The sequence below is a fragment of the Calothrix anomala FACHB-343 genome, from assembly GCF_014696435.1.
GTDB classification, from domain to species: Bacteria; Cyanobacteriota; Cyanobacteriia; order Cyanobacteriales; family Nostocaceae; genus Aulosira; species Aulosira anomala_A.
Map to the genome: position 1 here is coordinate 106,463 of NZ_JACJQG010000022.1, position 11,003 is coordinate 117,465.

The window sequence follows — 11,003 nt, forward strand, 5'->3', positions numbered from 1 at the left end:
AATGGTTAACACATAGCCCAAATAAAAATCTAAATTAGTGAAAGAGGCAGTGTATTGCTGCTTCGATGTTTGTCCCACTTAGTTGTCAAATGTTTTTTTATGCTTTTATCGCAGTCGGGAAATTACCCAATTAACAGCTTAAGTCGAATCAATATCAATTCTCACTTGAGCAGCCCAAACAACATTGTACCGATGGTGGTAGAACAATCGGGTATGGGAGAAAGGGCATTTGATATCTACTCCCGCCTGCTTAGAGAGCGGATTATCTTTTTGGGAACGCCAATCGATGATGCTGTTGCCAATTCGATTGTTGCTCAATTATTATTCCTGGATGCTGAAGACTCTGAAAAAGATATTCAGCTATACATTAATTCTCCTGGTGGTTCGGTCTACGCAGGTATGGCAATCTATGATACAATACAACAAATCCGTCCCGATGTTGTAACTATCTGTTTTGGATTAGCCGCTAGCATGGGGGCCTTTTTGCTCACAGCAGGGACTAAGGGTAAGCGTATGTCTTTACCCGACTCTCGGATTATGATTCACCAACCGCTTGGTGGTGCGCAAGGGCAAGCCATTGACATCGAAATTCAAGCCAGAGAAATTCTTTACATTAAGGGTAAATTAAATCAGTTACTGTCTGAGCATACTGGTCAACCCTTAGAAAGAATTGAAGCAGATACAGAACGCGACTTTTTTATGTCGGCAGAAGAAGCGAAAACCTACGGTTTGATTGACCAAGTCATTTCCAGACAAAATATTCCCACACCAGGGGAAAACGTCACCATTCTGAAATAAGAGGCTGGTATGTCTAAGTACGACTCCCATTTAAAATGTTCGTTTTGTGGCAAGTCTCAAGAGCAGGTGCGTAAGTTGATCGCAGGGCCGGGAGTCTACATCTGCGATGAATGCGTTGACTTGTGTAATGAAATACTTGATGAGGAATTGCTCGATACCAATGGTGCGGCCGCGTCGCAACCAGCACCTAAGTCTGAGCCTCCGCAAAAACGCCGTACCCGCTCTTCCAGTCTTTCGTTTAACCAAATACCTAAACCTAGAGAGATTAAAAAGTATCTAGACGAACATGTTATTGGTCAAGACGAAGCCAAAAAAGTCCTGTCAGTGGCGGTTTACAATCACTATAAGCGGCTGGCAATAGTTCAGTCTAAAGCTAGTGGTAAACCAGGGACAGAAGACGCTGTAGAACTGCAAAAATCAAATATTTTGTTAATCGGCCCTACTGGCTGTGGCAAAACACTCTTAGCGCAAACCCTAGCAAAAATTCTTGATGTCCCCTTTGCGGTTGCTGATGCCACAACTTTAACAGAAGCAGGCTATGTCGGCGAAGATGTGGAAAACATCTTGCTCCGACTGTTACAGGTGGCAGATTTGGATGTGGAAGAAGCGCAACGGGGAATTATCTACATCGACGAAATTGATAAAATTGCCCGTAAGAGTGAGAACCCTTCAATTACCCGCGATGTCTCTGGTGAAGGCGTGCAGCAAGCTTTGCTGAAAATGCTCGAAGGCACAATCGCTAATGTACCACCCCAAGGCGGCCGGAAACATCCCTATCAAGATTGCATCCAGATTGACACCAGCAACATTCTGTTTATCTGTGGTGGAGCCTTTGTAGGTTTAGAAAAGGTTGTAGATCAGAGAGTGGGTAAAAAGTCAATTGGCTTTGTACAACCTGGAGAAGGGCAAACCAAAGAAAAACGGGCAGCAGATACCCTAAGGTATCTAGAACCGGACGATTTGGTCAAATTTGGCATGATTCCGGAATTTATCGGACGGATACCCATGGTAGCTGTGGTAGATCCGTTAGATGAAGAAGCTTTGATGGCGATTCTCACCCAACCACGCAGCGCCTTAGTTAAGCAGTACCAAAAACTGCTGAAGATGGATAATGTCCAATTAGACTTTAAACCAGAAGCTTTGCGAGCGATCGCTCAAGAAGCCTATCGCCGGAAAACTGGTGCGAGAGCATTACGGGGCATTGTCGAGGAACTGATGTTAGATGTCATGTATGAGTTACCATCCCGTAAAGACGTAACTCGCTGTACAGTGACACGAGAAATGGTAGAGAAGCGTTCCACAGCCGAACTTTTAGTACATCCCTCTTCCCTACCCAAGCCAGAATCGGCATAGTAGTCAAGAGTAGAGACGCGATTAATCGCGTCTGTACAAGAGAGACGCGATAACCCTTGTCTGTACAAGAGTCATTAGTCATTAGTCATTAGTAAGCAATAATAAATAATAAAGAACAAATGACAAAGCGCAAAGTCGGAGCGCCGGCTTCCGGCGATCCGAACTTTGTAAGAGAGGACAAATGATAAATGCCTTACATTAATGTTCGTGGTGTTGAGCATTATTACGAGTGGGTGAAAAAACCATCTAATTCCTGGGTAAAGCCAGTGATGGTTTTCATCCACGGTTGGGCTGGTTCGGCTAGGTACTGGCGCAGTACAGCTAACGCTTTAGTAGATCAATTTGATTGTTTACTGTACGATTTACGAGGATTTGGGCGTTCTCGTGGTAAACCAAGTATAGTCCAAGCTAGCGAATCTGTTGCCGAATCGCGATCGCTTGCTGAAGAAGCCGCAGCAATTCAAGAATTAACTTATGAATTAGAAGAATATGCTGATGATTTGGCTGCATTGTTAGAACAATTGCAGCTTCAGCGTGTTTATATTAACGCTCATTCGATGGGCGCATCTGTTGCAGCTTTGTTTTTTAACCGCTATCCGCAAAAAGTTGAACGGGGAATTTTGACTTGTAGCGGAATTTTTGAGTACGACGAAAAAGCCTTTGCAGCTTTTCATAAATTCGGCGGCTATGTAGTTAAATTTCGTCCTCAGTGGTTAGGAAAAATACCCTTTGTTGACAGGATGTTTATGGCGAGGTTTCTGCATCGCTCCATACCCAAAGCAGAACGCCAAGCTTTTTTACAAGATTTTCTCGAAGCTGATTATGATGCGGCTTTAGGGACAATTTTTACTTCGGTGAGTAAAGCACAATCGGAAGTTATGCCCCAGGAGTTTGCTAAATTGACAGTACCAGTACTGTTAGTTGCGGGGGAGTATGACAAGATTATTCCCGCAAAAATGGGACGACAAGCTGCGGCGATGAGTGATAAGGTTGAGTTTGCGATGATTCCCGATACAGCGCATTTCCCAATGTTAGAAGATGCTTCTACTTACCTGCGAATGGTGGGGGAGTTTTTGCAAATTCCCGTAGCAGTTGATTGAGGAAATGACGATTTTCTCCGCAGAATGCGCGGATGGGTAGGTGTGGAAAATAGGATTTTGGCACACATAGCTGAAACTCCTTATCTGTAAGACTTTCACAGGTTAATTACTTATCTATCGCCCGCGCACCTTACACAGACTGGCTTTCAGCGATTTTGGGTTTGCTTGTTTTCTATTGCTTGTGTTATGATTTACTCATCCGCGCACCAGAACCTTGAAAACCTCATATTGCTTAACTTTCAGGCTTCCGCAGTTGAAATTTCATTTACTCCCTATTAGGGATTGAAACAAAAATATGATGCTTCCGGGCGATCGCAAAATGGTGTTGAAATTTCATTTACTCCCTATTAGGGATTGAAACAAAATTCAACGTGTAAATTCTCAATGTGTTACTGTAATGTTGAAATTTCATTTACTCCCTATTAGGGATTGAAACTTAGATATGGGCATTTCCCCTCAGATGCTAAAAAGTTGAAATTTCATTTACTCCCTATTAGGGATTGAAACTAAAGCTGCTGGTGTTCCCGTTCCTCCTGGCATGTCTGGTTGAAATTTCATTTACTCCCTATTAGGGATTGAAACCCTGATATTAATCCTATTGAGCCTAAAACTTTTACTGTTGAAATTTCATTTACTCCCTATTAGGGATTGAAACAATGAAGCCGGAACATTTTAGTTCAGAGGATTTAGGTTGAAATTTCATTTACTCCCTATTAGGGATTGAAACAGGATAAAGTAGAATTATTAATAGAAGTTAAGGTTGAAATTTCATTTACTCCCTATTAGGGATTGAAACTGCACCGATTAGCGTATGGCACGAGTTACAAGCCAGAAAAGTTGAAATTTCATTTACTCCCTATTAGGGATTGAAACATTTAATGGCAATCCCATTTTTTTGAAAGATTCGTAGGTTGAAATTTCATTTACTCCCTATTAGGGATTGAAACAACCAAGACACAATCGGACTTTGGGAAACTAGGTTGAAATTTCATTTACTCCCTATTAGGGATTGAAACTGCGCAGATTTCTTTAGCTATTGCGGGGGCTTTAGGTTGAAATTTCATTTACTCCCTATTAGGGATTGAAACTCAAGACACCCACTGATAAGCTAGGTTTAGCAAGTTGAAATTTCATTTACTCCCTATTAGGGATTGAAACATTTTTAACCATTTCTGACTTAACTGATTGTCCTGAAGTTGAAATTTCATTTACTCCCTATTAGGGATTGAAACCACTCCATAAGCTATTAGCTTTATCAAGCCCCTTCGTTGAAATTTCATTTACTCCCTATTAGGGATTGAAACATATTCATAACTAAAGATGGAGATATTAAATATCAAGTTGAAATTTCATTTACTCCCTATTAGGGATTGAAACGCGTACCATCCGTAATGCCGGGTATTTATTAGAAGTTGAAATTTCATTTACTCCCTATTAGGGATTGAAACACTTTGGTAGCCGCAACCACGGGACAGCCCACAAAGTTGAAATTTCATTTACTCCCTATTAGGGATTGAAACGATTTCCAATGCTTAGGGGGATATAGCTTGAATATTGTTGAAATTTCATTTACTCCCTATTAGGGATTGAAACAAAAATGCCCATACCCATAAGAACAAGGTATAAAGGGGTTGAAATTTCATTTACTCCCTATTAGGGATTGAAACGAATAAACGCGATCGTTGTCGATGTACTGAACATAATGTTGAAATTTCATTTACTCCCTATTAGGGATTGAAACGAAGACTCAAAATACTGCCATAAATCATTCACAATGTTGAAATTTCATTTACTCCCTATTAGGGATTGAAACAGAGACAATCTGAGACTATCGGTGGTTGGTTGTTGTTGAAATTTCATTTACTCCCTATTAGGGATTGAAACGCAGTAAATATATTTTGCTATCTGCCACCTTTTTGTTGAAATTTCATTTACTCCCTATTAGGGATTGAAACAAAGAAGCGCTAACAGAACTAAAATCTGTTGTAGTAGTTGAAATTTCATTTACTCCCTATTAGGGATTGAAACAGAATTGAGACAAGTAAGTGAGCCGGTGATCACAGTTGACATTTCTATTAATTCCTAATTAGGGATTTAAACCAAGGTTAGAAAATCCAAATTGTTTTTCAGCATAGTAATGGCTTTAGCCCTTACTACCAAGAAAAAGTTGAGTTTTTTGTGACATTTTCGGAAGTCTTATTTATTAATTTCTCAATCCTTTCTCTTTTAAAACCTCATCTAACCAAGCTAAATTTTCTGGTGAAATCCCAGGTACAGGTTCTTGACTATAATCAATCACTAAATCATAATTACCTTCATCGTAGAGTTCACTAATTAAGGTTTGAATATCTACTAAAGGTTCTGTATCACCTTCACGTAAAGGTAACAGAAAAGAAGGTATAGAATCTGGTAAATTAAATGGATATAAATCGGCTTTAGGACGTTTGGTGGCGCGACTTACCAAGATTCTATAGTCAGTTTGCAAATTATTTTGTAGTTGCTGTATTGGCTTTCCATCTCGCAGCAAATCAATTTCTACTAAATTGGTATAACTTCCTAAAACTTGTAACCGCTTTTTTGTATATGCATTTCGTCCTTCACCTGGACGTTTGTTTTTTGGCGAGAGAATTTCGATTATAGTGACGACTTCTTGGGTAGCTACATCTCTCACTTCTAAGTAAGTCTCTTTGACGGTTTCTGGCATAGGAACATCAACTGTTACAGCTGCGATAGATGGTGATGCAACAGCGATATTAGTTGGTTCTAGTGATGATTTTTGTTGCGTATTCTGCACCGCGACATCAGCAACACCAACTAGTAGGGAATCTTCATCAATTGTTTGGTAGATTCGCTTTTCAATAGCAACTTTATATTTAGGACGCAATTGGGGATTCAATTTTCGGAAAATAGCAGCTATGAGCAGATTGTGGATTTCTGACCAAAATAAGGGATTCTCTAAATATGGGTTCATCCCCGGAAATGGTGAAGCCATGATTACAACCTTTAATAATTACTAATTCGTAATTCGTAATTTTTGGGTAAATTGCATTCGGTTTACTGTTTTTTGAGAAATTAAGAATTGAGAAAATAGCTCATTTACTAAGGGCGTCAAAATATTATTTAATTACTAAAATTTAAATAGCGATCGCCAATTCAGAATAGTCAATTTTGAATTACAGCATATTTCAGGTAAATGAGGTACGCGCTTCGGGGCATGGCAGTGCCAATGCCCCTACAATTAACGATTATCTGTACCTCACCAACTTGCAATTCGCTGTACGAATTACGAATTACGAATTACGAATTATTTTATCGTCCTGCCAGAATTTGTGCAGCAGTTAAATCCAAGTTTGGGAAGGTGGGAGAGATGAGGCGTTCTTGGTTGGGGAATGCGATCGCATCATAAAACCCTTCTACTAAGGTACATACTGTTACTATCCCTTGAATCGGATCGACAATCCAATATTCAGGAATTCCCAAGACAGCATACTCAGAACGCTTGCTGCGGTAATCTGTGGTTTGAGTAGATTCGCTCACTACTTCCACAACTAGTATTGGTGGAGGTTCGTTGAGTTCTATTATCGCTTCTCGGTTAAAGAGTGCTTCCCATTGCTCTGTAGGTAAAACTACTACATCAGGTATGCGCGAAGTTTCCCAACGTCCCCCACGAGGCGAACGAATCCCGACAGCAAACTTTTGTGCTGTCCAATTTTTCCCCATTTTGGTACTTTCATCATCAAAGGTTCGCTCTAAAAACTTGGCAATTCCGCCATGCTTACCAGTACCAAGACTCATGGGGATTAATTCTCCATCAACTAATTCATATTGGGTATCTGTACCATCCCTATACTGAAGATACTCTGTAAAAGTTAGTTTTTTGGTGACTGCGGTCATAGCGATCGCTCTCCTAATTTCTTTTCTCTGCGCCTTTGGGCGAGCAAAAATAACCACAAAGGACACAGAGATAAAAATTAACCTAAACCCAATTCCCGTTTTAATAAATTAATCGACTTAGCACCAATATAATTATCAACCTTAATCAACTTGGGCGGACGAATAATATCTTCCACAGCAGCTTGTACTGCTGCTTGCACTAGGGCAAAACTTGGTTGATCGCTGATAATTACCTCAGCCCGCTTGACAATCGCTTGCAGTTTGTAAGCGTCTTTTGGTTGGGTAGTCATCACCAGTAGTTCATCTCCCCGCAACCCGTGAAGAATCACTTCAGCCGCGCGGGCGATTCCAGAACTAAGGCTAACTATGCCGACGCAATTTTCTTTAGGTAAGGTTTTCAGCAGGTTTAGTTCTTTAGAATAGTCGTAGATATCTAGAGGAATCACCCTCACCGCTTTTGGCGCGGCGATACTTTCTACCTCGCTAATAAAATACCGACTAGTGACGACTGTAGCCGAGGAAGTTTTATCTAGAACAGATGATAATTCTTCCATTGGGATCAACTGGATCGGTATGCGCAAGTCTTTTTCTAATTCATAAACCATTAACTCCCCTGCACCGATGTCGTAAGCAGGTACAGCTACAAGCACTTGGGCGCTACAACGCAAGCGCCAATCTATTTCTGCTAAAAATAATTCTCGCGCTTCCGACAGCGAACAGCCTTGAGAAAGTAGTTCATCAAGTGCTTGCTGGACAATTTTATCTGCTTCGGGATGTTGTTTGAGAATGGGTGATTGCAATTTGCTACCACCCTCATGTCCTTGGGCGCGGACATAAATCCCTGAACCAGCTAGACTTTCGACAAATCCGTCTTCTTCTAACTGACGATAAACTTTACTAATTGTATTGCGGTGTAAACCTGTTTGCATTGCCAGTGCCCGCGTGCTTGGTAGTTTATACCCAGGTGGATATTGCCGGGAAGCGATCGCAAACCGGATTTGATTAAACAGCTGGGTGGATGCGGGAATTTCACTGTCTGGCTGAATACGGAACTGAATCATCACCAAACCTCTTAAGTGCTAATAGCGGCATGTTACCAGCTGCATCTGCTACTTGGAATTTCTCTAAGGAAAATCTTTCGTATACTGACTTTTGTTAGTTGATAATCTGATGGCAGAAAGCTTCGAGATACTGGCATATTTATATCAAATGTTCGTGCAACCCTGGTAAAAACTATTATGACAGAGCAAGCAATCGACACCACAACAGTTCAAATTTCTCAAGATAATCTTTCAATAGTAGCTTACTTAGCACAACCACAGGCATCAGGCTCTTACCCAGCAATTGTCGTGTTACAGGAGATTTTTGGGGTGAATGAGCATATTCGCGATGTCACAGAACGGATCGCCAAGGAGGGTTATGTGGCGATCGCTCCTGCACTGTTCCAACGCCAAGCACCGGGCTTTGAAACTGGCTATACTTCTGAAGATATCGAAATTGGTAGAGGCTATGCCATGCAAACCAAAGCCTCTGAGTTATTGGGCGATATTCAAGCTGCAATCGATTACCTCAAAACACTGCCAAATGTTAAGCAAGATAGCTTTGGCTGTATTGGCTTCTGTTTTGGCGCTCATGTAGCATATCTTGCTGCTACCATACCAGATATCAAAGCCACTGCTTCATTTTATGGTGCAGGAATTACTACCCGTACACCAGGGGGAGGTGAACCGACTGTAACACGTACTCAAGATATTCAAGGTACGCTTTATGTATTATTTGGCATAGAAGATGCTAGTATTCCTGCGGAACAGGTAGACGAAATTGCAGCAGCGTTAGAAAAATACAAAATTGCGCACCGTGTCTTTCGCTACGATGGAGCTGATCACGGATTTTTCTGCGACCGTCGCGCCAGCTATAATCCTAAAGTTGCAGCCGATGCTTGGGAGCAGGTAAAACAACTCTTTGGTCAACTGGCCTAAAAACCTACACCGTCAGTTGTCAGCCTTAATAGTCAGCAGTTAGTCTACAACAACTGACCCTGTGAGTTCTCTAATTGTGCATTATGGTAACCAAAACACCAAACTACTCACAACTGACCACTGACAACTGTACAGGCGCGATTAATCGCGTCTCTAACAAATAATAATTTATCTTCAAACGTCATGAATTCCGAATCGAAACGTTCTCAAACAGCCAACTCGCCATTTACAATGGACGATTTTGCCAAAGCGCTGGAAAAACACGATTACCAGTTTCAAAAAGGGCAGATAGTGCATGGTAAAGTGTTCCAGTTTGACCATGATGGCGCTTACGTTGATATTGGCGGTAAATCGTCAGCTTTTATTCCCCGTGATGAGGCTTCTTTGAGAGCAGTTACCGATTTATCTGAAGTTTTACCACTGCAAGAAGAACTAGAGTTTTTAATTATCCGCGAGCAGGATGCAGAAGGACAAGTAACGCTGTCACGCAAACAGTTAGAAATTCAGCATATCTGGGAAAGATTGGCGCAAATGCAGGAAAATTCCCAGACTGTACCAGTGCGGGTGACTGGGGTAAATAAAGGTGGTGTAACTGTTGATATTCAATCTTTGCGGGGATTTATTCCGCGATCGCACTTGATTGAGCGTGATAATTTAGATGCACTCAAAGGTCAAACTCTCACGGCTGGTTTCTTAGAAGTAGACCGCAATAACAAAAAGCTGATCCTGTCCCAGCGTATAGCAACTCGTTCGAGCAGCTTTAGTTTATTAGAACTCGGTCAATTAGTCGAAGGTAAAGTCACAGGTATTAAACCTTTTGGCGTATTTATCGATTTAGATGGTGTCAGCGCTTTACTGCATATTAAGCAAGTCAGCCAAAAGTTTATTGAGTCTCTAGATAAAGTATTTCAAATTGGTCAACCAATTAAAGCTGTGATTATTGACTTAGACGAAGGTAAGGGAAGAGTTGCACTTTCTACCAGAGTTTTAGAGAATTTCCCCGGTGAAGTTTTAGAGAATATGGATGAAGTGATGGCTTCAGCTGAAGCGCGTGCTAATCGTGCTAGTCAAAAAGCTGCTGAATAGCGATTTTTATTGATCGCACAATTTATTTTCAATCATCAGACGCTTTCTTGGCCCATCCCGTTTGCGCAAAGGAAGCGTCTTTGTATGACGAAGTTAAATTCTAATTTGTAGATTCTCATAGCAATTTAATGGTAATTGCACATTTTTGTACCATACAACAAAGGCGATCGCAGTTCATGCCACTTTGTCAGTATTTTGTACAGTTGATTCAGCCAAAATTGGCTCGATATCATTACTTTTGTCTCGTTGAATAAACTCATCCAAAAGTTGAAAAAAATAATCAAACCCTGCTTTTTCATCAATACAGGTGAGCAAAATAATTTTGTCCCAAGCATTAACAGTACGGATTGATAAGCGGTTTTGCAGCCAGGGTTGGAAGTTATTATAAAAATCACTTTCAGCTTCAGTATTGGTAATACCTACTTCTGAGCGTGCAAAGCGATAGCCTTGAATGAACATCCGTAGATTTGTAATGGATGCACATCCCAGGTATAACCCTGGTTTGCTTTTGATTTTTTCCAGTAGCTCAAATAATGTACTCATTCTTAACTCCATAACATCGCATTTATAAAACTCTTCAATTATTTCAGTTTCAAATTCATTAGATAGGGAGGTAAAATCTTGAATCCAATTATCTGGTGAAAGTCCTTGTCTTGAAAGGTTGTCAAAGATTTTTCCATGGGAGCATCCCAAATGTGCAAAAACGCCCTCACCCTATAAGGGTGGGGCTAGAAATACGAAGCCTGCCTTCGCAGGCTATCAAACTTTTAGCCTGCGAAGGCAGGCTTTGTTG

General features: G+C 40.9%; 9 protein-coding genes and 1 CRISPR repeat array. Of the genes, 5 read left to right on the plus strand and 4 right to left on the minus strand.

Annotated features, from left to right (window positions below; genetic code table 11):
* Positions 1-99: 99 nt before the first annotated feature.
* The 3 genes from clpP (at position 100) to H6G08_RS14750 (ending at position 3,251) form a co-directional block, all read left to right on the plus strand.
* On the plus strand, positions 100-798 hold the full coding sequence (clpP, locus tag H6G08_RS14740; protein ID WP_190543764.1) for an ATP-dependent Clp endopeptidase proteolytic subunit ClpP: 699 nt from the start codon (positions 100-102) through the stop codon (positions 796-798).
* A 9-nt stretch (positions 799-807) separates the two neighbouring features.
* Positions 808-2,151: an ATP-dependent protease ATP-binding subunit ClpX gene (gene clpX, locus H6G08_RS14745; RefSeq protein ID WP_096644909.1), complete on the plus strand. Its 1,344-nt coding sequence runs from the start codon at positions 808-810 to the stop codon at positions 2,149-2,151.
* Positions 2,152-2,339: 188 nt separating this feature from the next.
* On the plus strand, positions 2,340-3,251 hold the full coding sequence (locus H6G08_RS14750) for an alpha/beta fold hydrolase (RefSeq protein WP_190543767.1): 912 nt from the start codon (positions 2,340-2,342) through the stop codon (positions 3,249-3,251).
* A gap of 252 nt (positions 3,252-3,503) precedes the next feature.
* Positions 3,504-5,279: direct repeats of the CRISPR family, unit length 37 nt; unit sequence GTTGAAATTTCATTTACTCCCTATTAGGGATTGAAAC.
* A 175-nt stretch (positions 5,280-5,454) separates the two neighbouring features.
* On the opposite strand, the gene H6G08_RS14755 is transcribed toward H6G08_RS14750, so the two are convergent.
* The 3 genes from H6G08_RS14755 to plmA all read right to left on the minus strand — a co-directional run bounded on the left by H6G08_RS14755 (position 5,455) and on the right by plmA (position 8,206).
* Positions 5,455-6,243, minus strand: coding sequence for a DUF4058 family protein (locus H6G08_RS14755; protein WP_190543770.1), 789 nt, complete (start codon positions 6,241-6,243; stop codon positions 5,455-5,457).
* 317 nt (positions 6,244-6,560) lie between these two features.
* A complete protein-coding gene (locus H6G08_RS14760; protein ID WP_190543773.1) occupies positions 6,561-7,145 on the minus strand; it encodes a Uma2 family endonuclease in 585 nt (194 codons plus the stop codon).
* A 77-nt stretch (positions 7,146-7,222) separates the two neighbouring features.
* The gene (gene plmA, locus H6G08_RS14765) at positions 7,223-8,206 is read right to left on the minus strand and encodes a transcriptional regulator PlmA (protein WP_190543776.1); all 984 of its coding nucleotides are present in this window, start codon (positions 8,204-8,206) and stop codon (positions 7,223-7,225) included.
* Positions 8,207-8,383: 177 nt separating this feature from the next.
* On the opposite strand from plmA, the gene H6G08_RS14770 reads away from it, so the two are divergent.
* Both H6G08_RS14770 and H6G08_RS14775 read left to right on the plus strand, forming a co-directional pair.
* Positions 8,384-9,124, plus strand: coding sequence for a dienelactone hydrolase family protein (locus H6G08_RS14770; RefSeq protein ID WP_190543779.1), 741 nt, complete (start codon positions 8,384-8,386; stop codon positions 9,122-9,124).
* Between the two features lie 183 nt (positions 9,125-9,307).
* A complete protein-coding gene (locus tag H6G08_RS14775; protein ID WP_190543781.1) occupies positions 9,308-10,210 on the plus strand; it encodes a S1 RNA-binding domain-containing protein in 903 nt (300 codons plus the stop codon).
* 174 nt (positions 10,211-10,384) lie between these two features.
* On the opposite strand, the gene H6G08_RS14780 is transcribed toward H6G08_RS14775, so the two are convergent.
* Positions 10,385-10,753 (minus strand): hypothetical protein, encoded by a 369-nt coding sequence (locus H6G08_RS14780; RefSeq protein ID WP_190543785.1) that lies wholly within the window; start codon positions 10,751-10,753, stop codon positions 10,385-10,387.
* Positions 10,754-11,003: the final 250 nt, after the last annotated feature.

Excerpts from the sequence above, each read along its gene's own strand:
- clpP (WP_190543764.1), top strand. The coding sequence starts at position 100 with ATGCTTTTATCGCAGTCGGGAAATTACCCAATTAACAGCTTAAGTCGA.
- clpX (WP_096644909.1), top strand. The coding sequence starts at position 808 with ATGTCTAAGTACGACTCCCATTTAAAATGTTCGTTTTGTGGCAAGTCT.
- H6G08_RS14750 (WP_190543767.1), top strand. The coding sequence starts at position 2,340 with ATGCCTTACATTAATGTTCGTGGTGTTGAGCATTATTACGAGTGGGTG.
- H6G08_RS14755 (WP_190543770.1), bottom strand. The coding sequence starts at position 6,243 with ATGGCTTCACCATTTCCGGGGATGAACCCATATTTAGAGAATCCCTTA.
- H6G08_RS14760 (WP_190543773.1), bottom strand. The coding sequence starts at position 7,145 with ATGACCGCAGTCACCAAAAAACTAACTTTTACAGAGTATCTTCAGTAT.
- plmA (WP_190543776.1), bottom strand. The coding sequence starts at position 8,206 with ATGATTCAGTTCCGTATTCAGCCAGACAGTGAAATTCCCGCATCCACC.
- H6G08_RS14770 (WP_190543779.1), top strand. The coding sequence starts at position 8,384 with ATGACAGAGCAAGCAATCGACACCACAACAGTTCAAATTTCTCAAGAT.
- H6G08_RS14775 (WP_190543781.1), top strand. The coding sequence starts at position 9,308 with ATGAATTCCGAATCGAAACGTTCTCAAACAGCCAACTCGCCATTTACA.
- H6G08_RS14780 (WP_190543785.1), bottom strand. The coding sequence starts at position 10,753 with ATGAGTACATTATTTGAGCTACTGGAAAAAATCAAAAGCAAACCAGGG.